Origin of the sequence: Caballeronia udeis (assembly GCF_001544555.2) — a bacterium.
GTDB classification, from domain to species: Bacteria; Pseudomonadota; Gammaproteobacteria; order Burkholderiales; family Burkholderiaceae; genus Caballeronia; species Caballeronia udeis.
In genome coordinates this window covers 289,170-315,062 of sequence record NZ_FCOK02000001.1, presented here as the reverse complement: position 1 = coordinate 315,062, position 25,893 = coordinate 289,170, and the positions used below count along the sequence as shown (strand labels likewise).

Annotated in this window: 22 protein-coding genes and 1 tRNA gene; 11 read left to right on the top strand and 12 right to left on the bottom strand. The window is 60.6% G+C overall.

Features of this window, described 5'->3' with window-relative positions; translation table 11 throughout:
- Nucleotides 1-186 precede the first annotated feature (186 nt).
- The 5 genes from AWB69_RS01440 to AWB69_RS01420 form a co-directional block, all read right to left on the bottom strand.
- Entirely contained in the window at nt 187-1,536 is a 1,350-nt protein-coding gene (locus AWB69_RS01440) for a site-specific integrase (protein WP_062081272.1), read from the bottom strand.
- 79 nt (nt 1,537-1,615) lie between these two features.
- Nucleotides 1,616-1,692 (bottom strand) — tRNA-Met (locus tag AWB69_RS01435).
- 119 nt (nt 1,693-1,811) lie between these two features.
- A complete protein-coding gene (locus tag AWB69_RS01430) occupies nt 1,812-3,470 on the bottom strand; it encodes an MFS transporter (RefSeq protein WP_062081270.1) in 1,659 nt (552 codons plus the stop codon).
- Between the two features lie 227 nt (nt 3,471-3,697).
- Nucleotides 3,698-5,275, bottom strand: coding sequence for a sensor histidine kinase (locus AWB69_RS01425; protein WP_082913220.1), 1,578 nt, complete (start codon nt 5,273-5,275; stop codon nt 3,698-3,700).
- A gap of 23 nt (nt 5,276-5,298) precedes the next feature.
- A complete protein-coding gene (locus AWB69_RS01420; RefSeq protein ID WP_062081368.1) occupies nt 5,299-6,042 on the bottom strand; it encodes a response regulator transcription factor in 744 nt (247 codons plus the stop codon).
- A gap of 226 nt (nt 6,043-6,268) precedes the next feature.
- Between AWB69_RS01420 and recA the strand changes: the two genes are divergently transcribed.
- The 8 genes from recA to AWB69_RS01380 all read left to right on the top strand — a co-directional run bounded on the left by recA (nt 6,269) and on the right by AWB69_RS01380 (nt 16,052).
- Nucleotides 6,269-7,345, top strand: coding sequence for a recombinase RecA (gene recA, locus AWB69_RS01415; protein ID WP_062081268.1), 1,077 nt, complete (start codon nt 6,269-6,271; stop codon nt 7,343-7,345).
- A gap of 16 nt (nt 7,346-7,361) precedes the next feature.
- A complete protein-coding gene (gene recX / locus AWB69_RS50675; protein WP_062081265.1) occupies nt 7,362-8,984 on the top strand; it encodes a recombination regulator RecX in 1,623 nt (540 codons plus the stop codon).
- A gap of 354 nt (nt 8,985-9,338) precedes the next feature.
- Nucleotides 9,339-10,028, top strand: a complete 690-nt coding sequence (locus AWB69_RS01405; RefSeq protein WP_062081263.1) for a DUF2889 domain-containing protein — start codon at nt 9,339-9,341, stop codon at nt 10,026-10,028.
- A 178-nt stretch (nt 10,029-10,206) separates the two neighbouring features.
- Nucleotides 10,207-11,388 (top strand): ADP-forming succinate--CoA ligase subunit beta, encoded by a 1,182-nt coding sequence (sucC, locus tag AWB69_RS01400; protein WP_326972956.1) that lies wholly within the window; start codon nt 10,207-10,209, stop codon nt 11,386-11,388.
- Between the two features lie 124 nt (nt 11,389-11,512).
- Nucleotides 11,513-12,394, top strand: coding sequence for a succinate--CoA ligase subunit alpha (gene sucD / locus AWB69_RS01395; protein WP_031359567.1), 882 nt, complete (start codon nt 11,513-11,515; stop codon nt 12,392-12,394).
- Nucleotides 12,395-12,540: 146 nt separating this feature from the next.
- On the top strand, nt 12,541-13,251 hold the full coding sequence (locus AWB69_RS01390; protein WP_062081256.1) for a TerC family protein: 711 nt from the start codon (nt 12,541-12,543) through the stop codon (nt 13,249-13,251).
- Between the two features lie 118 nt (nt 13,252-13,369).
- Nucleotides 13,370-13,993 (top strand): pilin, encoded by a 624-nt coding sequence (locus AWB69_RS01385; protein WP_082913219.1) that lies wholly within the window; start codon nt 13,370-13,372, stop codon nt 13,991-13,993.
- 238 nt (nt 13,994-14,231) lie between these two features.
- Nucleotides 14,232-16,052, top strand: coding sequence for a PglL family O-oligosaccharyltransferase (locus AWB69_RS01380; protein ID WP_062081254.1), 1,821 nt, complete (start codon nt 14,232-14,234; stop codon nt 16,050-16,052).
- A gap of 192 nt (nt 16,053-16,244) precedes the next feature.
- On the opposite strand, the gene moaC is transcribed toward AWB69_RS01380, so the two are convergent.
- From moaC to AWB69_RS01345, 7 genes are all read right to left on the bottom strand, one after another.
- Entirely contained in the window at nt 16,245-16,724 is a 480-nt protein-coding gene (moaC, locus tag AWB69_RS01375; protein ID WP_062081252.1) for a cyclic pyranopterin monophosphate synthase MoaC, read from the bottom strand.
- A gap of 165 nt (nt 16,725-16,889) precedes the next feature.
- Nucleotides 16,890-17,474 (bottom strand): DUF2946 family protein, encoded by a 585-nt coding sequence (locus AWB69_RS01370; RefSeq protein WP_062081250.1) that lies wholly within the window; start codon nt 17,472-17,474, stop codon nt 16,890-16,892.
- A complete protein-coding gene (locus tag AWB69_RS01365; protein WP_062081247.1) occupies nt 17,467-18,720 on the bottom strand; it encodes a YheT family hydrolase in 1,254 nt (417 codons plus the stop codon). Before AWB69_RS01365 ends, AWB69_RS01370 begins: the two co-directional genes overlap by 8 nt.
- 146 nt (nt 18,721-18,866) lie before the next feature.
- Nucleotides 18,867-19,313 (bottom strand): nuclear transport factor 2 family protein, encoded by a 447-nt coding sequence (locus AWB69_RS01360; RefSeq protein WP_062081245.1) that lies wholly within the window; start codon nt 19,311-19,313, stop codon nt 18,867-18,869.
- Nucleotides 19,314-19,611: 298 nt separating this feature from the next.
- The gene (waaF, locus tag AWB69_RS01355; protein WP_062081243.1) at nt 19,612-20,661 is read right to left on the bottom strand and encodes a lipopolysaccharide heptosyltransferase II; all 1,050 of its coding nucleotides are present in this window, start codon (nt 20,659-20,661) and stop codon (nt 19,612-19,614) included.
- A 271-nt stretch (nt 20,662-20,932) separates the two neighbouring features.
- Complete coding sequence (locus tag AWB69_RS01350) at nt 20,933-21,127, bottom strand: zinc-finger domain-containing protein (protein WP_062081241.1); 195 nt, start codon at nt 21,125-21,127, stop codon at nt 20,933-20,935.
- A 139-nt stretch (nt 21,128-21,266) separates the two neighbouring features.
- Nucleotides 21,267-22,190 (bottom strand): branched-chain amino acid transaminase, encoded by a 924-nt coding sequence (locus AWB69_RS01345; RefSeq protein ID WP_062081239.1) that lies wholly within the window; start codon nt 22,188-22,190, stop codon nt 21,267-21,269.
- Nucleotides 22,191-22,786: 596 nt separating this feature from the next.
- Between AWB69_RS01345 and AWB69_RS01340 the strand changes: the two genes are divergently transcribed.
- From AWB69_RS01340 to AWB69_RS01330, 3 genes are all read left to right on the top strand, one after another.
- Entirely contained in the window at nt 22,787-23,635 is an 849-nt protein-coding gene (locus tag AWB69_RS01340) for an AzlC family ABC transporter permease (RefSeq protein ID WP_082913218.1), read from the top strand.
- Complete coding sequence (locus tag AWB69_RS01335; RefSeq protein ID WP_062081236.1) at nt 23,632-23,955, top strand: AzlD domain-containing protein; 324 nt, start codon at nt 23,632-23,634, stop codon at nt 23,953-23,955. The genes AWB69_RS01340 and AWB69_RS01335 overlap by 4 nt, the downstream gene beginning before the upstream one ends.
- A gap of 461 nt (nt 23,956-24,416) precedes the next feature.
- Nucleotides 24,417-25,607, top strand: a complete 1,191-nt coding sequence (locus AWB69_RS01330) for a phosphoglycerate kinase (RefSeq protein WP_062081233.1) — start codon at nt 24,417-24,419, stop codon at nt 25,605-25,607.
- Nucleotides 25,608-25,893 lie beyond the last annotated feature (286 nt).

The following is a 25,893-nucleotide window of genomic DNA, read 5'->3' as shown; positions in this document are numbered from 1 at the left end:
CTGATTTTTTATTATTGCGCGGCGAGGACGTGTCTCTTTGGAATGCCGCGCGCAGTGAGAAGATTGCGCTTCGCGGTTCTCGGGCGTCAATAAAAATCTATGAATCGGAGCGCTTTTCTCCCTGAGGCTGCATGCGCGATGCATTCCGCATAAATTCCGGGGCGCATAAGTCGAGGCGATTCTTGTTTAGAAGGTCAGCGGCAATTCGATGTCGAGTAGATCGATGGTCTGTTTGAGTTCGGCAAGCGACTTGTCGTGTTGGTAATTTGTGAAATGCGGGCTGCTGAAATCCACTTTGGCTTGATCGTAGTGGCCGACCAAAGCCATGAGCATCGCAGGATGAACGTTCCGTGCTGACATGCGCGCGATGAAGGTGTGCCGGAAGCTGTGAAAAACCTTGCGGTCGTCGGTTATCAACCGTTCGTCGAGATAATCGGCAAAGCGCCGCGTGACATTCTTGCCGTAACCGTTTTTGCCGGGTTTGAGCTCCGGAAAAAGCTGAGTGGCGCCGCTCTTTTTGACGCTTTCGACGTAAGCAAGAAATGAGGATTCAACGATCGCACGGTGAAGCGGAATTCGGCGCTGGGAATTCGCGTTTTTGGCTTTCGCAATTTCAAAAAACCAAACGTCGCCATCTTGGTGAATTTGGCTGAGAGAAAGGCTTGCGAGCTCCTCGAGGCGCGCGCCTGAATACAATGCCAAAAAGGGCAGCCAGCGATAAGCCGGCTTGTCCATTCTCAAGGCGTACGCCTCCGGCGAAAAGATTGTTTTCAGGTCATCGGCGGAGAACGGCTTATACGATCGCTTTTGCTGTTCGAGTTTCGACTTTGTTGAAACCTTGGCGTTTTCAAAAGGATTTGGCCCAGGGTGCTGGCCATTCGCCACGGCGTATCCGAACAAATCCCGGAGGTAGGAAAGCTTCGAATTGATGCGACTTGCGCTGCCGCCGTTTTCGATGAGCTGGTTTTTATAACCAATCGCGTCGTCAAGGGAATATGCATCCATCGGCCGCTCGCCCGCTGTTTTCGAGAAGTCGTCGAACGCGCCGCTTTTGGCCGTGATCGTGCGGGCGGTGTTGTCGAGGGCCTTTTCGCGCTTGTAGAGCTTAACGACGTCGGAGAACCGTTTTCCGGGCCGTTTTGTGGCTTCCGCCGCTTCCCGCTGCCGCTCAATCAACGCGAGCGTTTGGGGCGGGAGAATGGGCGCGTCGAACGGGACCGCGGTCTCGAATCGCGCTCCAAAAAGCTCCTTGGCGCGGCGCACGTCCTCATCGGTGTTGATGTCCTTGACTTGGGTGCCGTCCGGGAAGACGACATCGAGCCGTTTGAGCGCCTCGGCGTCAAGGATGAAATCGGCGGCGCTCGGCTGCTCTTTCGGCGTCTTCATGGCTAGTTCAAGGTTGAACGCGAGAGCCAAAAGTTTAGCTTGCCGGAAGTCCTTGCTGCGCAGTGATCTTTTCGTTTCCCTGCCAGAGCGGACCAGGCGGAGGTAATAGACGCCGAAGCGATTGCGATACAAGTGCGGCAGTTTGTGCATGAGATGGCTCACAAACTGGCTCACCGCGCAAAGCGAAAGGCCCGCTGTCCAGTAGGAGCAGCGGGCCTCGCGTCAATCTTGGTGGCGAATCAGGGATTCGAACCCCGGACCTGCGGATTATGATTCCGTCGCTCTAACCGGCTGAGCTAATTCGCCAAGAGATCGAGATTATGAAGAGGGTTGCGAAACCTGTCAACCCCTTCCAGGCTCATTCCTGGAGACAAGGTAGCCCTGAAAGCGACCACCCCACAATCGCTCCCCAAACCGCCCAAAAATCAATCCGAGTCATAAACCGCCGTCCCGCGCGTCTCCTTGACAAACAGCATCCCGATCACGAACGCGACCAAGGCGATCACAATCGGATACCACAGCCCCGAGAAAATATTCCCCTTCGCGGCCACGATAGCAAACGCTGTCGCCGGCAAGAACCCGCCGAACCAGCCATTGCCAATGTGATAAGGCAGCGACATCGACGTGTACCGGATCCGCGCCGGGAACATCTCGACCAGCATCGCGGCAATAGGCCCATAAACCATCGTCACGAAGATCATCATGATGGTCAGGATCACAATAGCCATCGGCCAGTTGATCAGCGCTGGATCCGCCTTCGCCGGATAACCCGCCGACTTCAGCGTGCCAGCCAGCGTCTTGTCGAACGCGGCGCCTTTCTCCTTCGCATCCGCAGCCTTGCCGTCATACGTATCCACCACGGTGTCGCCCACCTTGACCTGCGCGATCGTCCCCGCCGGAGCGGCCACGTTCTCGTAGTTCAAGCCGGCCTTCGACAACGCGCTCTTGGCAATATCGCAGGAGCTCGTGAACTTCGACGTACCCACCGGGTTGAACTGGAACGAACACTCGTCCGGATTGGCAATCACGCTGATCGGCGCCTTGGCCGTCGCGGCTTCCAGCGTCGGATTCGTGTAGTGAGCCAGCGCGTGGAAGAGCGGGAAGTACGACAGCGCGGCAATCAGGCAGCCGGCCATGATGATCGGCTTGCGCCCGATCTTGTCGGACAGCGACCCGAAGAACAGGAAGAACGGCGTCCCGATCAACAACGCCACCGCCACCATGATGTTGGCGCTGGTGCCATCAACCTTCAGCGTCTGCGTCAGGAAAAACAGCGTGTAGAACTGGCCCGTGTACCAAACAACGGCCTGTCCCATCGTCAGCCCGAACAGCGCGAGCAGCACGATCCTGAGGTTCTTCCACTGCCCAAACGCTTCGGTCAGCGGCGCCTTCGACGTCTTCCCTTCCGACTTGATGCGCTCGAACACCGGCGATTCATGCAGTTTCAACCGGATCCACACGGAGACGCCGAGCAGCACGATCGACACCAGGAACGGTACGCGCCAGCCCCATGCACCGAACGTTTCCTCGCCGACAGAACTCCGCACGATCAGGATCACGAGCAGCGAGATGAACAGCCCAAGCGTAGCCGTGGTCTGGATCCACGCTGTCCACGCGCCGCGCTTGTTGGCGGGCGCATGTTCAGCCACGTAAGTCGCCGCCCCTCCGTATTCCCCGCCGAGCGCGAGCCCCTGCAGCAGCCGCATCGCGATGAAGAGCACAGGCGCGGCAATCCCGATCGTGCCGTATCCGGGCAGCAGCCCGACCACGAACGTCGACAGACCCATGATCACAATGGTGACAAGGAAGGTGTACTTGCGGCCGACCATATCGCCGAGACGCCCGAACACAATCGCGCCGAACGGCCGCACGGCAAAACCCGCCGCAAAACCGAGCAAGGTGAAGATGAACGCGGCCGTCGGATTGACGCCGGAGAAGAACGTCCTGCTTATATAGATGGCAAGCGAGCCCGCCAGATAAAAGTCATACCACTCGAACACCGTGCCTAGCGATGACGCGAAAATCACGCGTCGTTCTTCGCTCGTCATCGGCGAGTGGGAAATGCGCCCCTCGACCGTTGCCATGAAGTCGTCTCCTGTATTGATCTTTGAATGGCAACCGCGGATAGCAGCGCCGTGCATTGATTATTGGAAGGAAAACTTACGGCGTTCTGACGCGGAGGGGGAGAGCGCTCAGACGTTTTCTTATCTTCTGATTGATCTAAATGATTCAAATATGCTTTCTTCTATCTCAATAAAGTAGGTAACGTCGGCTTAAATTGGGTCGTGCAAAAATATCAGGCGGGCGCCGATCAGGGTTTGTCCCGGGCAGGATAAACCCGTTGTAAGCCCACCCTGACAAGCGTTCCAGCTTGTCGCGGCGCTTCGCAGTACACGTGATCGCCTATATCAAGCGTGCCGCCGTGCATCGTCACGATCTCCCGAACGATGGCAAGACCAAGTCCGCTGCCATCGCCTTCACGCCCAAGAATGCGATAGAACCGCTCAAGCACACGCGTGCGTTCCGCCGCCGGAATGCCCAATCCCGTGTCCTCCACTTCGAGAAAGACGTGTCGCGTGTCGGACTCGTCGGTGCGCACGCGGACCGTGATCCGGCCTCCGGGCGGGGTATAGCGAATGGCGTTATCGATAAGATTCGACAGCATCTCGCGCAACATCACCGCGTTGCCTTCCACCTCGACCGGATTGGGCGGCTCCTCATAACCAATGTCCATCCGCTTGGCCAACGCCGCCTGCACCCAGTCGCGCACGGCGAGCCGCGCGAGATCGGTCAACTCCACGCGCGAGAAAATTTGGCCCGACATGCGGTTCTCCGCCCGAGCCAATGCAAGCAGTTGCGTCACCAGCCGCGCCGCGTGCTCGGAACTTGTCGCTATCTGTTCAAGCGAGCGCTGCACTTCCGCCGATACATCCTGCCTCAACGCCAGCTCGGCCTGTGTCCTCAAGCCCGCAAGCGGCGTTTTCATCTGATGCGCGGCGTCGGCTATAAACCGCTTCTGCAACTGCATGTTCTGCTCGAGCCGGTTGAGCAGGTCGTTGAACGACGCCACCAACGGCGCGATTTCAGGCGGCGCGCGGCTGGCTTCGAGCGGCGAAAGATCGTCGGGACGCCGGGCGCGAATATTCGCTTGCAGCGCATGCAGCGGCGCGAGCCCGCGCGACAGCCCGAACCAGACCAGCACAATAGCCAGCGGCAAGATCACGAACTGCGGCAGGATCACGCCCTTGATGATGTCGTTAGCCAACTGGCTGCGTTTATCGAGCGTTTCGGCCACCTGGACCAGCACCGGATGAGCGAGCGTCGGCGCTTCCACCGTCGTGTAAGCGACGCGGATGTCGTTGCCGCGCAGCACGTCGTCGCGAAACTCCACAATGCCGGGCTGCGGCCGGTCATCGTCGTGGGGCAAGGGCATATCGGCATCGCCACCTACCAGTTCGCCGCGCGTTCCCAGCACCTGGAAAAACACGCTGTCCACGTTATCCGCGCGCAGGAAGTCTCGCGTGGCGTTCGGCAGCCGCAATTCCGCTACGCCGTTCACCGGCGCGATCTGCCGCGCGAGCACGTAGGCATCCGTCTCGAGCGCGCGGTCGAACGGCCCGTTCGCGATCGACTTGGCGACGAGATACGTGACCGCAATACTCATTGGCCACAGAAGCAGCAGCGGCGCGAGCATCCAGTCCAGGATCTCGCCGAATAGTGAACGCGGCGCGGGCTCGCCGTCGGGCTCGAGCTCGTCGGGCGGCGCGAACGGATTTGCATAACGCGCGTCGCGGGAAGCGTCGGGGTCGGCTTCGGGCAAATCCGGCGAGAGAGGTGTCAGCTCGCGCAACGCCGGAGCGGCGCGTTCGGGGGACGCTGGCGAGCCCATGGCGTGGTTACTCGTGGTTACTGTTACTTGTACTGCTGGCTGGGCGAGACTGGCTCGTCGGGGTTTGCCGGGGCAGACGGTGCAGGATTCGCCACCGCGGCAACGGCTTTTTCAAGGCTATAGCCTAGCCCGCGAACGGTTATGATGCGCGCCCCACCGGGCTCGATTTTTTTTCTTAGCCGATGGACATAGACTTCGATCGCGTTATTGCTGACTTCCTCGCCCCACTCGCAAAGGTGGTTGACGAGCTGTTCCTTCGAGACCAGTCGCCCGACCCGCTGCAGCAGCACTTCAAGCACGCCGAGTTCGCGTGCCGATAACTCGATCACCTGGTCGTTGATGGACGCAATGCGCCCGACCTGATCGAACGCGAGCGCGCCATGTCTGACGACGGTGGGGCCGCCGCCCGCGCCGCGCCGGGTAAGGGCGCGCACGCGGGCTTCGAGTTCGTTCAGCGCGAACGGTTTGGCCATGTAGTCGTCGGCGCCGAGGTCGAGGCCCTTGACGCGTTCGTCGACACTGTCGGCGGCCGTCAGGATAAGCACGGGTATCTGAGAATTGCGGGCTCTGAGGCGTCTCAGGACCTCCAGGCCGGACATCATCGGCAGGCCCAGATCAAGGATCAGAAGGTCGAAAGTCTGGAGCGAAAGCGCGTTGTCCGCGTCCACGCCGTGCTTCACATGATCTACGGCATAGCCCGATTGGCGGAGTGATCGAATGAGACCGTCCGCGAGTATGCTGTCGTCTTCGGCAATGAGGATTCGCATCGTAGTGTGCGCAAAAAGCATTGCCGGCACCGCAATTCGCCCGGCGCGGCGGTCTCCAGGTGTAGTGGTGTCCCGCATGGGTCGAACGTGGCGCTGAAACTACGCGCTCCGATCGGACTTGCAAAAACACCTGTTTTTTTATACAGTGTCTGCAGCAGTGCGCCCAACCGGAAAAAAGTCCCAAGGGCATGCGCCAGACGCCGTTCATCATAGCAAAGGACGATTCATGGAAGATAGCAAGAAAGGCCCGGGCGGGATGTCTGCAGAGAAGAGCAAGGCGCTGGCCGTTGCGCTCGCGCAGATCGAGAAGCAATTCGGCAAGGGGTCGATCATGCGACTCGGCGCCGGCGAAGCCATTGAAGACATTCAAGTGGTCTCCACCGGTTCGCTCGGACTGGATATTGCATTGGGCGTTGGCGGCTTGCCGCGTGGACGCGTAGTGGAAATCTACGGTCCGGAATCGTCGGGCAAGACCACACTGACGCTGCAAGTGATTGCCGAAATGCAGAAGATCGGCGGCACGGCAGCATTTATTGACGCGGAACACGCGCTCGACATCGCTTACGCGCAGAAGCTTGGCGTCAACGCATCGGATCTGCTGATCTCGCAGCCGGACACGGGCGAGCAAGCGCTGGAAATCTGCGACGCACTCGTGCGCTCGGGTTCCATCGACATGATCGTGATCGACTCGGTTGCGGCCCTGGTGCCGAAGGCTGAAATCGAAGGCGAAATGGGCGACTCGTTGCCTGGTTTGCAAGCGCGTTTGATGTCGCAGGCGCTGCGCAAGCTGACCGGCACGATCAAGCGTACGAACTGCCTCGTGATCTTCATCAACCAGATTCGCATGAAGATTGGCGTGATGTTCGGCAATCCGGAAACCACCACGGGTGGTAACGCGCTGAAGTTCTACGCATCGGTGCGTCTGGACATTCGCCGTATTGGTTCGATCAAGAAGAACGACGAAGTGATCGGCAACGAAACCCGCGTGAAGGTGGTGAAGAACAAGGTTGCGCCGCCGTTCCGCGAAGCCATTTTCGACATCCTCTACGGCGAAGGTATCTCGCGTCAGGGCGAAATCATCGACTTGGGCGTGCAAGCCAAGCTGGTTGATAAAGCCGGTGCCTGGTACAGCTATAACGGCGAACGGATTGGCCAGGGTAAGGACAACGCACGCGAATTCCTGCGTGAGAATCCTGAAATGGCGCGTGAAATCGAAAACAGGATTCGCGAGTCGCTGGGCGTCAATGCAATGGCCGACGCAGTTGCACCGGGTGTTGCCGAAGTGGCAGATGAAGAAGAATGAGTTTTAGGCGGTAAAGATGATGCGCAGCAAGAGCCGGTTCGGATCAAAGACCGGTCGCGATTCAAATCGTGACGCGGAGCAGGATGCAAAGGAAGATCCGGACGGCTCGAATTCCATAAGCGACCAAGACGAAAGTCCCAGCGCCGAGGAAGGAGTTGATCGCTATGAAAGAAGCAGCGATCGATACCGCGCAGCAGCAAGCGAACGCGCCGGTGCGGAGGGATCTGCGCCGGCGCGTCGTTCGTTTGGAAACAGCTTCTCGAAGAGCGGCGGGGCTTCCGGCGAGAAGAGCGGGAGCAGTGGGTTTAATAAGGGCGGTGGTTTTTCCAGCGGCAAGAGTGCTGGCAGTAGCAGCGGCAGCAGCTTCGCCAGAAAAAGCAGCTTTGGACGCCCGGGTGGTTCAAGCCTGTCGTCCGGCACCAGCAAGGCTGAGGCAATCGCCGCAAGCCTGGAAGCTGCCGGTGAAACCACGCAGCAGGACAGCGATCCGGTGTTCGAACGGTCGAGTGATCGTGCGTATCCGAAACGCGGATCGTTTGGCGGTGGTGCGTCGGCGCGGTCATCTTCTTCGGATCGCGCATCGGCAGAGACCCCGGCTGAGTACGAGCGATCGAGTGATCGCAGCAAATTTGGACGCGGCGGGTTGTCGGGACGCAAAGCGACCGGCTCGACCTCGCGTGGAAAATCTTCACCTCAGCCTGCTGACGGCGACGATGTTTTCGAGCGATCCACCGACCGAAAAACCAGCCGTCGCGCGGTGCCGAAGTCAGCAAAACCGGCTGACGAGAAAAACGCCGAAAGCGCCGATATCGCGGCTGTGCAGCAAGTTGACGAGCAACGAATTGAACCGTCGCAGCCTGATTCGACCGCTGGTTTGGACGCAGTCGACGCCGAGGAACGCTTAAAGCGCGCTCGGGCGGTGCTGGAACAGACGCTTGTTCAATCACAGGCCGCACCTGCAAAAGTTGCCAGAAAATCGCAATCGAAACCCCCGGTTATTTCTCCGGGCATTCAGCAAGACACCACCATCGACATAGCCGATCCATTCGAGCCGTTCGAGCAGTGCGCGCCATCGGCAACTGATGTGGATGCGGTTAGCGAAAGCCAAAACGCCGAGCCGGTTTATTCGCGCGGATCTGCCGGACGTGGAAAATCATCGACAACGGGCGATTCCAAGCGAAAGGGGCCGCAGCTATCGTTGCGCGGCCGTGCTCTGGGTTATTTATCGCGCCGTGAACACAGCCGCGCTGAGTTATCCCGCAAGCTGACACCCCATCTCGCCGAAGGCGATTCGCTCGATACCTTACTCGACGCGCTGGAGCGTGAAGGGTGGTTGTCGAATGAGCGATTTGTCGAGAGCGTGGTTCATCGGCGAGGCACTCGCCTTGGCACAAGCCGGATCGTCAATGAGTTGAAGCGTAACGGTATCGACGAAACGTTGATTCAGGACGCCGGCGCCGAATTGAACAAGACCGAGCTCACTCGTGCTCGCGAAGTCTGGAGCAAGAAATTCGGCGAACTACCGACGACACCGGCCGAGCGTGCGAAACAAGCGCGCTTTCTCGCTACGCGAGGGTTCAACGGCGGGACGATCGTGAAAGTGCTGAAAGCGGGCGAAGACGAATTCATGGACGAATAGGCGCCAACGGAAATTAGGCCCTCAAGCGTGCAACGAACGGACATGACTGAGGCCCTAACGCGCGAACAATGGACGCTTCATGCCTCAGCCGGCTCGATAAAAACGACGCACCAACAAAGCGCTAACGGCCCGCAAAACACCGCACAACACCACAAACCCCCTCCCCAAAAGCACAAACAAAAACCCCAACCCCGACGTTGAGCGGAATCCCCCATCACCCGCCGCCATCGCGAAATAAACCGCCGCGCCAGCCGGCGCATTCCTCCTCAAGCTTCCCCACGGGAACTCGGTCCGGCTGAAAATGGCCAGTATGGTAAAATTTCAGCGTTTTCTCATTCCGGCCTTCCTCTGCACATGCCGCTTTCTCCGCCCGTTTCCCGACAGTTGCGCCATCGCCGCGCGATTCGAATGGAAGCGTTTGAGCGCGAAGATGGCCTGTGGGATATCGAAGCCTGTCTAACTGATGAAAAGCCGCGCGACGTCAAACTCGCGGCGGGCGTCCGGCCCCAAGGCCTGCCGATCCATGAACTCTGGCTGCGCATCACCATTGACCGCACGTTCACCATCGTCGACGCCGAAGCGGCTTCCGAGTGGGCACCGTATGCGGGTCTGTGCGCAGCATCGAACACCGCTTACGGCGCGCTCATCGGCCTCAATCTTGTGCAGAATTTCCGTCGTGAATCCAGCCGTTTGCTGGCCGGCACGACCGGTTGCACGCATATCACCGAACTCTGCGCCGTGTTGCCCACCGCCGCCATCCAGGCATTCGCCGGCGAAGTGTGGAACACCGAAAAAGGCGGCGCGCCGGGCACGTCATCGGATAGTTCAGAGAGCGCAGCAGCAGGCACAGAAGCCGAAAAAGAAACCGACAAACCCCCATTCCAGCTTGGCCGTTGCAACGCATTGCGTTTCGACGGTGAAGCCGTTCGCCAATATTATCCGCGCTGGTTTGGCCACGCGCCCCGCAGCGGGACGGACCGGATAGCGAATCAGGACAACTCCAAAAAGGCCGGAAGCGACGTGGAGCCGGCTCAGCGAAATTAGCCAAATTAGCAAGAGCAGGTTCCCAGAACTGGCCGACCAGGAAACATCAGCATGACTCCGGACGCGCGTACTGTTCACGCCGGACACGCCGGAAGCAACGCTGAACGTAATTCAGGTAATCCAAGTAATTCAAGCAACTCATTAATCCAAGTAATCGAAGTTCAATCCAACTCTCAGACTGAAGGAATCACGCATGAAGATTCACGAGTACCAGGGAAAGGAAATCCTGCGGAAGTTCGGCGTCGCGGTCCCGCGCGGCAAGCCCGTGTTCTCGGTGGACGATGCGGTCAAGGCCGCTGAAGAGCTGGGTGGCCCGGTATGGGTCGTCAAGGCTCAGATTCACGCTGGCGGTCGCGGTAAGGGCGGCGGCGTGAAGGTTGCAAAGACGCTGGAACAGGTTCGGGAATATTCGAACCAGATCCTCGGCATGCAACTCGTCACGCACCAGACCGGCCCTGAAGGCCAAAAGGTGAACCGCCTGCTGATCGAAGAAGGCGCGGACATCAAGAAGGAACTGTACATCGGCCTCGTGCTCGACCGCATCACGCAAAAAGTCGTGGTGATGGCATCGAGCGAAGGCGGTATGGACATTGAAGAAGTCGCGGAAAAGACGCCGGAACTGCTGCACAAGTTCGCCGTCGAGCCGTCGACGGGTCTGCTCGACAAAGACGCCGACGACCTCTCGCGCAAGATCGGCATTCCGGAAGGCTCGATCCCGCAAGCACGCGCGATCCTGCAAGGCCTGTACAAGGCATTCTGGGAAACGGACGCATCGCTGGCCGAAATCAACCCGCTGATCGTCACCGGCGACGGCAAGGTGATCGCACTCGACGCCAAGTTCAACTTCGACGCCAACGCGCTGTTCCGTCACCCGGACATCGTCGCGTATCGCGATATCGACGAAGAAGATCCGGCTGAAGTGGAAGCATCGAAGTTCGATCTGGCCTACATCTCGCTCGATGGCAACATCGGCTGCCTGGTGAACGGCGCCGGTCTGGCAATGGCCACCATGGACACGATCAAGCTGTTCGGCGGCGAGCCGGCCAACTTCCTCGACGTGGGCGGCGGCGCTACGACCGAGAAGGTCACGGAAGCCTTCAAGATCATGTTGAAGAACCCGGGCCTCAAGGCAATCCTCGTGAACATTTTCGGCGGCATCATGCGCTGCGATGTGATCGCGGAAGGCGTGATCGAAGCGTCGAAGGCCGTGTCGCTGAAGGTGCCTCTGGTCGTGCGCATGAAGGGCACGAACGAAGATCTCGGCAAGAAGATGCTGGCGGATTCAGGCTTGCCGATCATCGCGGCCGACAGCATGGAAGAAGCTGCGCAGAAGGTTGTTGCAGCAGCCGAGGGCAAGTAAGCGCCTGGGTCTTCCGGCAATTACGAGCGTTCCACCAGACACGAAAGGCGGCGCTTTTCCGCCCGTCGCGCCTTGAAACAAGGTGCGCAGGTGAAAAGCGGCGTCGACGAACAGAGGTCACACTATGTCGATTCTGATCAACAAAGACACCAAGGTCATTACCCAGGGTATTACCGGCAAGACCGGTCAGTTCCACACCCGCGCTTGCCGCGAGTATGCGAACGGCCGTGAAGCGTACGTGGCGGGCGTGAACCCGAAGCGCGCCGGCGAAGATTTCGAAGGCATCCCCATCTACGCAAGCGTCGCGGAAGCGAAGGCTGAAACGGGTGCAACCGTTTCGGTGATCTACGTGCCGCCGGCTGGCGCCGCTGCTGCAATCTGGGAAGCGGTTGAAGCCGACCTGGATCTCGCCATCTGCATCACGGAAGGCATTCCCGTGCGCGACATGCTCGAGATCAAGGACCGTATGCGTCGCGAAAATCGCAAGACGCTGCTGCTCGGACCGAACTGCCCGGGCACGATCACGCCGGACGAACTGAAGATCGGCATCATGCCGGGTCATATCCACCGTAAGGGCCGTATTGGCGTGGTGTCGCGTTCGGGCACGCTCACGTACGAAGCGGTTGGCCAGTTGACGGCTATTGGCCTTGGCCAGTCGTCGGCAGTCGGTATTGGCGGTGATCCGATCAACGGTCTGAAGCACATCGACGTCATGAAGATGTTCAACGACGATCCCGACACGGACGCCGTGATCATGATCGGCGAGATCGGCGGCCCGGACGAAGCGAACGCGGCTTACTGGATCAAGGACAACATGAAGAAGCCGGTGGTTGGCTTCATCGCGGGCGTCACGGCTCCGGCCGGCAAGCGCATGGGTCACGCAGGCGCGCTGATTTCGGGCGGTGCGGACACGGCCGATGCCAAGCTGGAAATCATGGAAGCTTGCGGTATCACCGTCACGAAAAACCCGTCAGAAATGGCGCGTTTGTTGAAGGCGATGCTTTAAGGAAGGACTGATCGACAGAAAACGCGGGGCTGCGCTATGCTTACGTAAGCCTTTCGTAGAACGTCGATACTAAAAGCGGGGGAGCCAAGGCTTCCCCGCTTTTTTATTGGGCGTTTTTTCTGTCGCTGTCGCTCACCGGTTTTTTCATGCTCGAATTTTTCGCCACGCTTCACTGGGGCGCTGTTCTACAGATTATCGTCATCGATATTCTCCTTGGCGGCGATAACGCTGTTGTCATCGCGCTCGCCTGCAGGAATTTGCCGCCGCAGCAGCGCACGCGTGGCGTGCTGCTCGGCACGCTCGGGGCAATCGTCTTGCGGGTTGCGTTGATTGCGTTCGCGGTCTTGCTGCTCGATGTCCCGTTCCTCAAGTTTGTTGGCGGCCTGATGCTGTTGTGGATCGGCGTGAAGCTGATGATGCCGGAGCACAGCAACCCGAATATCAAGCCGGCGGACCAGCTTTGGGCCGCGATCAAGACGATCATCGTGGCAGATGCCGTCATGAGCCTCGACAACGTGATTGCGGTGGCGGGCGCTGCGGAAGCCGCGGATCCGCAACATCGGCTGGCGCTGGTTATCTTTGGCCTGTTGGTGAGCATTCCGTTGATCGTGTGGGGTAGCACGCTGGTGCTCAAGCTGCTCGATAAATTCCCGATCGTGATTGCGCTCGGCGCCGGTTTGCTCGGGTGGATCGCGGGCGGGTTGATGATCGACGATCCGTTCCTCGATCGATGGCCCGCATCGAATCTGCTGGGCGTTGAATACACGGCGCACGTGATAGGTGCGGTGCTGGTGCTGGGCTTCGGCTGGTACTTCCGCCGACGCGCGCTGGCCGCGCAAGCAAAAGCCGCACATTGATTTTCGGTTCGACCGTTGGCCGTCTGGCTGACTGTTGAGACCGGGTAGGGCTCAATAAGATCGAAGCGTCTGGATTGCATTACGCAACCAGGCGCTTCGTCTTTTTGGGAGTTCAGCAATGGCAGCAGCAATAACAGCAGCGGTATGCAGGTCAGATGAAGCAGGTGGTCCGAGCAGTAGCAAAGCTTGGTTTCGAAGGCTGATTACGCGCGGCAAGATAAAGCGTTTCGGAACGGGCTTCACGTTGATCGAGTTGATGATCGTGCTGGCGATTGTCGGTGTGGTCGCGGCTTACGCCATTCCGGCGTATCAGGATTATCTGGCGCGCAGCCGGGTGGGCGAGGGCTTGTCGCTGGCGTCGTCGGCACGGTTGGCGGTGGCGGAGAACGCCGCCAGCGGATCGGATCTGGGCGGCGGATATGCGTCGCCACCGGGGACCCGGAACGTGGAATCGATTCATGTCGACGACACCAACGGGCAAGTCACCATCGCGTTTTCCACGCGCGTGGCGCCGGCCGGATCGAACACGCTCGTGCTTGTGCCTTCAACCCCGGACAATGCCGAGACGCCAACGGCGCGAACTGTCCTGACCAAGGGTTCGGTACAGGCCGGATCGATCACGTGGGAATGTTTTGCGGCCACGAAAACGGCGTCTTCCTTGCCGGCGCCGGGCGCGGGTCCATCGCCCTCGGAAGCACCCACGTTGCCGCCTAATCTCGCACCGCCGGAATGCCGGACCTAGCGAGTCGAAAGGCGCTTAGCGAAGCTGAAAGGCTGCCCGCACGAAACCGTAATCGCAGTGAATCGTCGTCATGGCGCTTGTGAGCGAGCACGCGGATTGCGGACAGCCTCGATGTTTTGCTAAAACCACCACGGAATTTTCAGGAATGACACGGATTTCGGCGCATTTCATGCGCTGCGCCGCACAGCAAGAGTAATTTTTTGTATAGTGCGCCGGTTGCCGACGTTCCCGACCCCACATGCCTTCAAACATCGCGCGCTACCTTTCTCTTGCTGTCCTCTGCCTGGCGCTGACGATTCCGTTCGCGGTCGTCAACCACACGTATCCCATTCCGACCTTCTACGCCGAGTTCAGCGCGCTTGGACTGTTCCTGGTGCTTGGTGGCGCAATGGTATTGATCGTGAGGTTATCCGAACCGCGGGTGCCGTTCGCGACGCCGGTTATCGCGTTAATGCCGCTTGTGCTCGGCTTTCTGCTCGTGGCGCAGACGGTGGTATTGCCGGTGTCCCAGCCGTCGATGAACTGGCTTGGCGGCGGTTATCTGCTGGCATCGTTTATCGCGGTGCATACCGGTTATGGCTTCGTGCGCGCGGGTATGGCCGAGAAGGCGCTGCGCTGGGGTGCTGCGGCGTTGATCGTGGGTGGTTTGTTCGCCGTGTTCTGCCAGGTCGTGCAGTTGTTCCACATGGAGCCGAAGTTTTCGCCATTCGTGGTGGCCTACAACGTCGCGATCGAGCGGCGGCCGTTCGGCAACATGGCGCAGGCGAATCACCTTGCGACCTACATTGCATTCGCAACGGCGGGTGCGCTCTACCTGGTGCAGACACGACGTCTGCCGGTGATCGCATGGCTCGTCCTGTCCGCCATATTTTCAGCAGGGCTTGCGCTGACCGTGTCGCGGGGGCCGTGGTTGCAGATGGGCGTGATCGTGGTCGGGGGATTCTGGATGGCCTTCATTCAGGGCCGCTCGACCTTGGCGGATGACCCGGATGGACCTGCGAGCCGTGCCGCTCGCAACAAGACGCGCGCGTGGCTGATTCCGATCGTGCTGCTCGTGTTGTTCTTCGCCGTGAATGCGGCGATTCGCTGGGCGAACTTGCGTTTTCAGCTTGAACTTGGCCAATCGGCTGCCGAGCGGATGCAGGACGCGAATCAGATCGCGCCGCGGCTTGCGCTCTGGAAGTATGGCTGGACCATGTTCCTGACGCACCCGTTGCTGGGTGTTGGCTGGGGCGAGTTCCCGCTGCATCAGTTCGAGTTCGTGCGTGAGCTTGGCGGCGTGGAGATTGCGAACAACTCGCACGATATCTTTATCGATCTGCTCGCGAAAACCGGTCTGCTGGGCATGGCGATCGTGTTGTTCAGCGTGGTGTGCTGGCTCGTGCGCGTACTGCGTGCGCCGCATACGCCGGCGCGGATTTTCGCGCTGTCGCTGCTGGGCGTGCTGATGATGCATGCGCTGGTCGAGTATCCGCAGCAGTACATGTTTTTCCTGATGCCCGCAATGTTGGTCTTCGGCTTGCTCGAAACGCGGCCGGTGCGGTGGGTGTCGCGGTCGTTTTCCTATGGGTTGTATGTTGTGCTGGTGGTGCTTGGACTGGCTTCGCTGTACCCCATCTTGCGCGATTACAACCGGTCGGAAGTGCTCTATTACGGCTCGCAACCGGCTGAGCAATATCGCGAGGATCCGTCGTTCTTGTTCCGCGCGTGGGGTGAGTACGGTGCCGCGACATTGCTGCCGATGAACAGCCAGGACCTCGCTACGAAACTCGCGATGCATCGTCAGGCGCTGGCTTTGTTGCCGGGGGAAACTGTGTTGCGACGCTATGCGGTGCTGCAGGCGCTGGCCGGACAGTCGCAGGACGCGCTCGATACCATCGCCCGGTTGAAGATCTTCTCCACCGAGCTTCACGACTGGCCGCAACAACTGGCGGATGTTTATCAGTTGCTCGACGATCAGGGTAAGCCGCTGGCCGGCTTTAAGGCTGAACTGATGAAGATGTATGGCGTGCCCGCACCGTCGACTACGGATGACGATAGCGATGATGGGGACGATTGAGGCAGCGAGTGGTTGATCGCCGGCCTCGGTGAGGCCGGCGGCGTTGAAGTCGAAGATATCGATTGTGGCTGGAAAAAAAGGCAGTTCCGACTCGCGTTGGAACTGCCTTTTTCTCGACTAAATATTATTGCTTGCCGGGCACCGGCAGTGATTTACGAGGGCTCAGTGCGGGCAGGGAACGTTCAATTCAATTCAACTCCCCGCCACCCAATCCCCCGATTTCCCTCCGTGCTTCTCCAGCACCTTCACATCGGTGATCGTCATTCCGCGGTCCACTGCTTTGCACATGTCATAAACCGTCAGCAGTCCCACCTGCACGGCGGTCAGCGCTTCCATTTCCACACCGGTGCGCCCGACCGTTTCCACGCGAACTTCGCAAAACACGCCGGGAAGTTTTTCATCGATGGAAAAATCCACCGCCACTCGCGTCAACGCCAGCGGATGGCATAGCGGGATGAGATCGGAGGTGCGTTTGGCGCCCTGGATCGCAGCGATGCGCGCGACGCCGAGTACATCGCCTTTTTTAGCCTTGCCGTCGCGGATCAGCGCGAGCGTGGCGGGCAGCATTACGATGGAACCACGCGCGATGGCCACGCGACGCGTCTCGCTTTTGTCGCCGACATCGACCATGTGCGCTTCGCCAGAAGCATCGAAATGTGTAAGTCCGGACATAACCTCTCCTTGCAACGGGCGCTCATCATAACAGCGGCGCACGGGTGGTCCAGGCGCGCACACGCTGCTACGATAAGCCTTTCAAATCGTTTTCGCTTATCCGTTCGCAGCGTTTCAGCCTGCAACGAAGAGCATGAGTTGGAGAAGGACGATAGTTAGGACGCTTTACGAGACCGCCGCATTCGCCGCCGGACTCATAACAAACCCAAACTTCCCCGCCACATCCGCCCGATCGATACGCCCCAGCGCCAGATCCACGCCGGCCGCGAAATGGAACACGCCGCCGTTATCGTCGAGATCGGCGTGGGTGGAAAACAGGTCGAGATCGTGATCGTGCAACGCGGCGACGCGCGGAGCATCCGAACCATCCGAGAACAGCACGCCGCCTTCATCGTCAAGCCAAGCCGCCGCCGGCTCAAACTGCCCGCCCGCGTGATCGGTCAGCCGCAGCGCGTCGTCCGTCGCGTCGTGAAACTCGCTCAGCCGCACGATCCACGGCGTGTAACCCAGCTCAACATACACGCGCTGCGGACCGTTTTGAAAGAACCACTGACCGTCGGCATCGGCGGCATAGTTCCGGTTGATGAAGCCGAGCAACGCGTCGTGCCTGATGATATCGCCGGGAAGGCCTGCTGCCTGCGTGGCGTCGTCGCGCATGCGCCACTGGCCGCGCCGGTCGAGCAGCAGCCAGCCGGTGCAATGCGGGACGTTGGGCCATTTGGCCAGCGCCTGTTTGACGATCTCATCCATGCTCGGAATCCGGTGAAGGTTGTGCGGGTTTGGCCTGCCGCACATGGGTCTGCAAATAGCCGAACACCCGCTGCGACAACCAGTCTATCCGCCCCGGAAACGGCCCGGTCATAAAACCGACGTGGCCGCCATGCGCGGGTTGATCGAGGGTCACTGCCGCCGAAACCTCCGCCGCCGATGGCAACACGCGCCCAGGCAGGAACGGGTCGTTGCGGGCGTTCAGAAGCAGCGTTGGAATGGCGATGCGCGGCAAATAGGGCCGCGTGGTGGCGCGGGTCCAGTAGTCGTCGGTATCGCGGAAACCGTGTAGCGGCGCGGTCACGGCGTTATCGAAGGCGTGCATGGTGCGGGCCGCGAGCATGGCGTCGCGGTCAAACAGGCCGGGATACTGGTCCAGTTTCGCCAGCGCCTTGCGCTTGAGCGTCTTGAGAAAACTGCGTGTGTAGACCATGCCGAAACCCTGCGATATTGCGTGCCCGCCGGCGTGGACGTCGAGAGGAGCGGAGATAGCCGCGGCGGCATCCAGGATGGCGGCTGCGTCCTGTTCCTGCTCGCACAGCCAGCGCAGCAGCACGTTGCCGCCCAGCGATACCCCTGCTGCGATCACCGGCCCCGCATGTTGCGCCTTTAACCGACGCAAGACCCAGTCGACTTCGGCACTATCGGCGAGATGGTAAAAGCGCGGCAGGAGGTTCATCGAGCCGCCGCAACTGCGGAAATGCGGCACGACGCCAAACCAGCCGCGCGCCTTCGCTTCGGCCATCAGCACGCGTGCGTAGTGCGAGTCCGAGCTGCCTTCGAGTCCGTGGAACAGCACAAAGAGCGGGGCGCTCGGGTCGGGGAAGGGGGATGCGGCCCGCGCTGCTGCCGAGCCTCCGTTCTGCGACGGCCTGGCTTCATCGATCGGTACGGAGACCGCTTCCTGTCGTTCGCCTTGCGCCGTGCGCGTGTGGCCCTCGCCATCGACGTCATAAGACAGCCAGTCGAGATCGATGAAATCGCTGTCCGGGGTTGTCCATCGTTCCCGCCGATATTTCACCGCCGGCCGCTGCGCGAACAAGGCCGGCACGATCGTCTGCGCATGCGCGGTGGGCAGCCATCGAGGTGGCCGGTACAGCCATTCGGCCAGCGGTTCGGGTTTTGGTTGGCTCACTGCACCGAGAGCGGCCGAAGCGGTCTGCTCAGGCGCAGAACGGGTATTGAGCGCCGGAGCGTCAGGAATGAGATGAGCAGGATCGCGTTTCATTGCGCGTCTTCACACAGGATGCCGGATGCGAACGGGTAGGCGGTCTGCCGGTCGGTTTGCCGGTCGATTTCACAATCGGCCTGGCAGAGCAATGGTCGAGCCGCAGACGCCAGCTACCTTGCCCAGCGTACCCGCAAAACCCGATGTCAATGCAGCGGACCTTGTCCATGTCGCATTTTCGCCGCAACCTGGCCGGCGGCTTCGTCTGGCATCGCACTAGCGTGGATATGTGCAATGCGCCATTCCCCACGTTCGTGGACCATTACATAGGTGCTGAACACCATGATGGGCGAACTGCCCGGTTCGGCCGGCTGATGCGCTTCGGCGATGGCGTAGACCACGGTGCCGAGACTGTCGTAGACGCGGATATCGAGTGGCTCGACCGTGACCGGCCGGTTCTCCAGTTGCGCCGAAAGGCCCGCGCGAATGCTGTCCAGGCCGCTCAGGTGCGAACCGTCCGCACAGATGAAAGTGGCGAATTCCTCGTCGATCCAGAGTGCCATGACACTGTCGATATTGCCCTCCGCGACAGCTTGGTAGTAGGCGTTGAGGGTATCGGCGGCGGCTTCGAAGAGGCGGGCAAAACGTGGCATGGCTAGTGGGTCTCTAACAGTCGATGCATGGCGCCCGATGTTGTCGGACAGTGAAGCGCCACGGTTCGGTCAAGTTTCAAAAGCATGCCCCGGCTTAGGGACATTGGCATGTCAGGACCGGCTCGGAACCGCAAACACGCCGCCGATGGAAGCTCGGAGGACGCGGACCCGGCGCCGGAGAACCTGGCGTGGCAGACGCTGCTCTGACGAAGTCATGAAGCAATCTTCGAAGCGGTTCGGCCAGGCCGGCTCGATCAGCATGAGCCACGGCGCCGAAGCCGCTTCAGCCAGACCCGCTTTAATGGCGCTGCATCATCAACATGCCGCGCAAATCGCCGAAAACCTGCTCGGCGCCGAGTTCGCGCAAACAATTCAAATGACCCAGCGGACACTCGCGGGCAAAGCACGGACTGCATTCGAGGTGCAGCCATTGTACCTTTGCGAGATCGGAGAGGGGCGGCGTGTGGCGCGGGTCGGTTGAGCCGAACACGGCCACCAGCGGGCGACGCAGCGCGGCGGCCACATGCATCAGGCCGGAATCGTTGGTGACCACGGCGCTGGCGCGCGAGATCAGCGCGCAGGCCTCGCCGAGAGACGTTTGCCCGCACAGGTTGCGCACATTCGGCGCGCGATCGGCAATGGCCTGGGCGATAGGCGAATCTTTTGGCGACCCGAGCGCGACAATCCGCGCATACGGGAACGATTGCGCGATGAACTGCGCGAGCGCCGCGAAATGCTCCGGCGGCCAGCGTTTTGCCGGACCATATTCCGCGCCCGGACAAAACACCACGAGCGGCGCGCGCGTATCCAGATTAAAGCGGGCGGAGACGCGCGCCGCTTCGTTCAGGTCGGCATCGAGCCGCGGTACCGGCATGGGAACCGTCGCGTTTTCCTGCAGCCACGGCAGCTTCGCACCCGGCGCATAAGCCAGGGCGGCGTACTGGCCCACCATGGGCGGGCGTTGACCCTTGCCCGGATTGGCGTGCCGCACGTTGAGCACGCCATAACGGCTTTCGCCCGTATAGCCAACCCGCAGGTTGATCCCCGCCATCCACGGAATCAGCGCTGATTTGAACGAGTTCGGCAGCACGTACGCGGCGTCGTAACCCACGTCGCGCAAATCGCTCGCCAGTTGCCAGCGACGCAGCATTTGCAGCTTGCCGTGGGCGAGATCGGTGGCGTAGACGTCGTGGATCTCGGGCATGCGTTCCAGCACGGGCGCGACCCAGGCGGGCGCGACAGCATCGATGACAATGCGCGGATGCAACTTCTTCAGCAGCGAAAACAGCGGCTGCGCCATCAATGCGTCACCAATCCAGTTCGGTGCGATAACCAACGCGCGACGCATCTATGTAAGTTCCAGTCTCAAAAATAACGCAGCTCACGCCATGCAGGCGGGCGCGTTGTTGCCATGGGGGTGGGAGCGCCCGGCACCCGGCATGTCCGGCGTCGAGGCGCGACGTGTTGTGCTGTCAAGGCGCCGAGCGCGGCCGGAGCGTGGTGTTCAACGGGATCGGCTGCAGCATCGGCTGGTTGCGGAACAACATGGCTAGTGACCACGGAAAAAAGCGGGCCGTGTAGCTCAGGCCGCCGGCCGCTTTCTTCGCGAAGACGAAGATTCAATGACCCTTGACCGTTTCGCCGTCTTTCAGCTTGTAGCGCGTCCCGCAATACGGGCAACGCGCTTCGCCGTGGGTAATGTCGAGGAAAACGCGCGGATGCGTGCTCCAGCGCGGCATGTTCGGGTTCGGGCAGAACGCCGGCAGATCTTTCGCCGACAACTGGACCAGCGGCATTTCCTTCAGTTCGCTCATGAGGAATCTCGTTCGTTCTAGTCTGGGGAAGCGGCGAGCCTGGTTTTTCGAGTCCGGTATTCAGACCCGGAGAACCGGAAAACCCGGCTCACCGCTGCACGTCATGCGTCGGGTTGCGCCTTAAGATACCTAAGCTCGGTTACTTAACCTGCGCAAGCCAACCGGCGTACTTTTCGTTCTTGCCGCTCACGATATCGAAGAATGCGCTTTGCAGCTTCTCGGTGATCGGGCCACGCTTGCCTTCGCCGATAGTGCGATTGTCCAGCTCGCGGATCGGCGTGACTTCAGCGGCCGTGCCGGTGAAAAACGCTTCGTCGCAGGTGTAGACCTCGTCGCGGGTGATGCGCTTTTCGATCACCGGAATGCCGAAGTCGCGTGCCAGCGTGATGACGGTGTCGCGCGTGATGCCGTCCAGGCACGAAGCCAGGTCCGGCGTGTACAGCTTGCCGTTGTTCACCAGGAAGAAGTTTTCGCCGGAGCCTTCGGACACGTAGCCGTCCACGTCGAGCAGCAGCGCTTCGTCGTAACCGTCGGTGATGGCTTCCTGGTTTGCCAGGATCGAGTTCACGTACCAGCCCGACGCCTTGGCTCGGACCATGGAGACGTTCACATGATGGCGCGTGAACGACGATGTCTTCACGCGGATGCCCTTCGCCAGACCGTCGTCGCCGAGATAGGCGCCCCACGGCCACGCGGCGATCGCGACGTGAATGGTGTTGCCTTTAGCCGATACCCCCAGCTTCTCCGATCCCACCCAGATGATCGGGCGGATATAGCAGGATTCCAGCTTGTTCACGCTGACCACTTCGAGCTGCGCGGCTTCGAGCGTAGCGTGGTCGAACGGCACTTCCATCTGGAAAATCTTGGCGGAGTTGAGCAGGCGCTTGGTGTGGTCTTTCAGACGGAAGATCGACGTGCCGTTGCCGGTCTTGTAGGCGCGCACGCCTTCAAAAACGCCCATGCCGTAGTGCAGCGTGTGGGTGAGCACGTGGATGTTGGCGTCGCGCCAGTCGATCAGCTTGCCATCCATCCAGATCTTGCCGTCGCGGTCGGCCATTGACATACGATTCTCCTGGCGAGTTGTGTGCAGATATTGAGTGGACCGCCGGATTGCGCCAGCGAATCCCGCTAGCTTGCCAGTTTTCCTGCCCGCGTCTTTCGCCCGCTTAACCGGCATGGCGATGACAACGGGCCTTCTGCGCCTTGTTCCCAGCCGTCGCGCTGGTTCGAAGACAGCGCGCGGGGCACGGGATTCCAGCGCAAAACCGGCAAACGGCCGGGCGGCCAAAGACCGTTATTTTAGCGTCTTTTCGATCAAAAAATGGGCGCCGTCGGCCATTTGGCGGCTTTCACGACGCTATAATTCACCTTTCGCCGTTACGCGACGTGCTCAGGGCGCAGTCAAAGTTGCGGTTCGAAAGCAAACCGTGAGGAACACCTGAAAGCCCGCCATGCGGATCGGTTGGCTTGATACGGCGTGATGACAGGCCGTGATTCAAGGCTCGGCGCGGTGGTTTCGGGTCGTTTTGGTGAGCGATTCATGGTTAATGAGTCAGGCTCGGTCCGCGCCAATCGTCCGGCTCTTGTCTGCTCTTGCCCGTTCTTCGCCGGATTCCGCCGCTCAACCGCACAAGCACACCGCGACTCGCACCAATCTCCATGTTCGACCGGCTGTCAGACCTCAACCGACGCGCATTTCTCGATGGCGTCAAAACCCTCTCTCCGGCGGTTCCGGCCACGTTCTCGTGGGGTCTTGTCACAGGCATCGCGATGGCCAAGTCCGTGCTGACCGTGCCGCAGGCGCTCGGCATGTCGCTCGCGGCCTACGCGGGATCGTCGCAACTCGCCGTGCTGCCGTTGTTCGCCGCGAAGCTGCCGCTCTGGACCATCCTGCTGACCGCCGCGATGGTCAACCTGCGGTTCGTCATTTTCAGCGCGGGGCTTGCGCCTCATTTCGCCTATTTGCCGCTGCGCCGCCGGCTGGTGCTCGGTTATTTCAATGGCGACATCATTTACCTGATGTTCCAGAAGCGTAATTTCCAGACCGGCTATCAGCCTGGGAAGGAGGCGTTTTTCTGGGGCATGGCGGCGACGAGCTGGTCCTCGTGGCAAGTGTCGTCCATCGCGGGCATCCTGCTCGCCAGTCTTTTCCCCGATAACTGGGGCCTCGAACTCGCCGGCACGCTGGCGCTGATTCCGCTGATCGTCTCGGCTATCGCCACGCGCTCCACGTTGGCGGCTGTCGGCGTGGCAAGCGTCATTGCATTGGTGACGCTCGACCTGCCGTACCGGCTTTCATTACCGCTCGCAGTAGCGGCGGCGCTGCTCGCCGGCACCTTCGCCGATCTCATGGCCGAGAAGATGGGCGCAGGGCGCAAGACCATCGGCGCGGCAAGGCGTTCGGAAACCCCCGTGGCCCGTCTCTCCGACGCCGAGCCACTGAAGAATCCCCCATCCGATCTCGACAAATCGCCGGTCAGCCCCAAGGCCACCCGGAGCGCGCGATGAGCGCCGCTCAAGTCTGGCTGGCCATAGCAGGCATGGCGCTGATCACCGGCATCACGCGCGCGCTGTTCCTGATGGGCGGCGAGCGCATGATCCTGCCCGAGCGCGTGCAGCGCGCGCTGCGCTACGCGCCGGCGGCGGCGCTTGTCTCGGTCGTCGTGCCTGACTTGCTCACCACGCCGGACGGCCTGTCGATCGCTTTCTCGAATCACGCGCTCTACGCGTCCCTGTGCGGTCTCGCCTGGTTTCTCTGGCGTCGGGGAATGCTCGGGACGATCGTCGTCGGCATGATCGTCTTCACAGTGTTGCGGCTGTTCGCCTGAGCTCGATTTTGTTGCGGTGCGTCATGCCACGCACCGCAAAATCGCTGTTTCCGAATCCCGGGGATTTGCGTTTCCAGCGTCGGGCGGGCATGGGTATCGGTTAAAATGGCGCTCTCGCTGTCGTATCGAATGAGGTCGAAACGTGTATCCGGCAGTCACCGCGCACCAGCTTCACTCGCTCCATTCTCCTCTGCAACGCCTCGTCGCCTGGGCCTCCAGGTCTTTGGCGAAAGGCGCGGCACGCCTTGTTTCGTCGCCTCCGAATTACCTTGCTCGTTCAAATCTTTCGCGTGGCGCTGGCCGCCTTGTGACGTTGCACGCACGCCGGCTTGATACCGGAATGATCCTGAGCACTTCGATTTCCCCGTAGCGATCCTCTTGAGCCCGCTGGCATGAGACCAGGGTTCGCAGATGTAACTCGCCCGAACCGCTTTCCAATTACCGCTCACACGCTGACTCCCATGACGAAAGTACTGCGTTTCACCGATCTGATCGCCGAAGGCAAAGTATCCGGCAAACGTGTTTTCATTCGTGCCGACCTCAACGTCCCGCAAGATGATCAGGGCAACATCACCGAAGACACGCGCGTGCGCGCCTCGGTACCGGCGATTCAACAAGCGCTGGCAGCGGGCGCCGCCGTGATGGTCACGTCTCACCTGGGCCGCCCGACGGAAGGGCAGTTCAAGTCTGAAGACTCGCTTGCGCCGGTGGCCAAACGCCTCGGCGAATTGCTCGGCCGCGATGTGCCGCTGATCGCCGACTGGGTTGACGGCGTGCAGGTTCAGCCGGGTCAGGTCGTGCTGCTCGAGAACTGCCGCTGCAACAAGGGCGAGAAGAAGAACGACGACGCGCTGTCACAGAAGCTCGCAAAACTCTGCGATATCTATGTGAACGACGCGTTCGGCACCGCGCATCGAGCGGAAGCGACCACCCACGGCATCGCGAAATACGCGCCCGTGGCGTGCGCCGGCCCGCTGCTCGCCGCTGAACTGGATGCATTGGGCAAGGCGCTTGGCGAGCCGAAGCGCCCGCTGGTCGCCATTGTCGCGGGATCGAAGGTATCGACGAAACTCACCATCCTCAAGTCGCTCGCGGAGAAGGTGGATCAGCTGATCGTGGGCGGCGGCATTGCCAATACGTTCATGCTCGCGTCGGGGTTGAAGATCGGCAAGTCGCTGGCGGAGAAGGATCTCGTCGATGAAGCCAAGACCATCATCAGCGAAGCGCGGGCGCGTGGCGCGTCGGTGCCTATCCCGAGCGACGTCGTGACCGCGAAGGAATTCACCGCGACGGCCAAGGCTGAAACGAAAGCCGTGGATCAGGTGCAGGACGACGATCTGATCCTCGATATCGGTCCGGACACCGCCAAGGCGCTTGCTGCGCAGCTGGAGAAGGCCGGCACGATCGTGTGGAACGGGCCGGTCGGCGTGTTCGAATTCGACCAGTTCGGCAACGGTACAAAGACGTTGGCGGATGCAATTGCGAACTCATCGGCGTTTTCAATCGCAGGCGGCGGCGACACGCTCGCGGCCATCCAGAAGTACGGCATCCACGACAAGATCAGCTATATCTCGACTGGCGGCGGTGCGTTCCTGGAGTTTTTGGAAGGCAAGACCTTGCCGGCAGTAGAAGTGCTCGAATCGCGGGCCTGAGCCCATGAAACGAGCCACGTCGAAGAGCAATCGTCCCGAGTCCGTAGTTGCTGAAGTTGCTGCAGATAAAGAAGAGTTGGCTGCTGACGCTGGTTTATCGGTGGCGGCCGAAATTGGATCGAGGGTGGCGGTCGGGGTGAAACCTGAGCCCGGCCCCGCTCGCGCACCGGCCAAGTCGAAGCGTGCCGCTGCGGCGCCGGCCCGGCGTGGCTCGAATTTAAAGCAGGAAAGAAGGAAGGTAATTAGCAAGGAAGCGGCGGTCATGATTGGCGGCGCGAGTGCGTCG

Coding starts and splice junctions, on each gene's coding strand:
- AWB69_RS01440 (WP_062081272.1), bottom strand. CDS start 1,536: ATGCACAAACTGCCGCACTTGTATCGCAATCGCTTCGGCGTCTATTAC.
- AWB69_RS01430 (WP_062081270.1), bottom strand. CDS start 3,470: ATGGCAACGGTCGAGGGGCGCATTTCCCACTCGCCGATGACGAGCGAA.
- AWB69_RS01425 (WP_082913220.1), bottom strand. CDS start 5,275: ATGGGCTCGCCAGCGTCCCCCGAACGCGCCGCTCCGGCGTTGCGCGAG.
- AWB69_RS01420 (WP_062081368.1), bottom strand. CDS start 6,042: ATGCGAATCCTCATTGCCGAAGACGACAGCATACTCGCGGACGGTCTC.
- recA (WP_062081268.1), top strand. CDS start 6,269: ATGGAAGATAGCAAGAAAGGCCCGGGCGGGATGTCTGCAGAGAAGAGC.
- recX (WP_062081265.1), top strand. CDS start 7,362: ATGATGCGCAGCAAGAGCCGGTTCGGATCAAAGACCGGTCGCGATTCA.
- AWB69_RS01405 (WP_062081263.1), top strand. CDS start 9,339: ATGCCGCTTTCTCCGCCCGTTTCCCGACAGTTGCGCCATCGCCGCGCG.
- sucD (WP_031359567.1), top strand. CDS start 11,513: ATGTCGATTCTGATCAACAAAGACACCAAGGTCATTACCCAGGGTATT.
- AWB69_RS01390 (WP_062081256.1), top strand. CDS start 12,541: ATGCTCGAATTTTTCGCCACGCTTCACTGGGGCGCTGTTCTACAGATT.
- AWB69_RS01385 (WP_082913219.1), top strand. CDS start 13,370: ATGGCAGCAGCAATAACAGCAGCGGTATGCAGGTCAGATGAAGCAGGT.
- AWB69_RS01380 (WP_062081254.1), top strand. CDS start 14,232: ATGCCTTCAAACATCGCGCGCTACCTTTCTCTTGCTGTCCTCTGCCTG.
- moaC (WP_062081252.1), bottom strand. CDS start 16,724: ATGTCCGGACTTACACATTTCGATGCTTCTGGCGAAGCGCACATGGTC.
- AWB69_RS01370 (WP_062081250.1), bottom strand. CDS start 17,474: ATGGATGAGATCGTCAAACAGGCGCTGGCCAAATGGCCCAACGTCCCG.
- AWB69_RS01365 (WP_062081247.1), bottom strand. CDS start 18,720: ATGAAACGCGATCCTGCTCATCTCATTCCTGACGCTCCGGCGCTCAAT.
- AWB69_RS01360 (WP_062081245.1), bottom strand. CDS start 19,313: ATGCCACGTTTTGCCCGCCTCTTCGAAGCCGCCGCCGATACCCTCAAC.
- waaF (WP_062081243.1), bottom strand. CDS start 20,661: ATGCGTCGCGCGTTGGTTATCGCACCGAACTGGATTGGTGACGCATTG.
- AWB69_RS01350 (WP_062081241.1), bottom strand. CDS start 21,127: ATGAGCGAACTGAAGGAAATGCCGCTGGTCCAGTTGTCGGCGAAAGAT.
- AWB69_RS01345 (WP_062081239.1), bottom strand. CDS start 22,190: ATGTCAATGGCCGACCGCGACGGCAAGATCTGGATGGATGGCAAGCTG.
- AWB69_RS01340 (WP_082913218.1), top strand. CDS start 22,787: ATGTTCGACCGGCTGTCAGACCTCAACCGACGCGCATTTCTCGATGGC.
- AWB69_RS01335 (WP_062081236.1), top strand. CDS start 23,632: ATGAGCGCCGCTCAAGTCTGGCTGGCCATAGCAGGCATGGCGCTGATC.
- AWB69_RS01330 (WP_062081233.1), top strand. CDS start 24,417: ATGACGAAAGTACTGCGTTTCACCGATCTGATCGCCGAAGGCAAAGTA.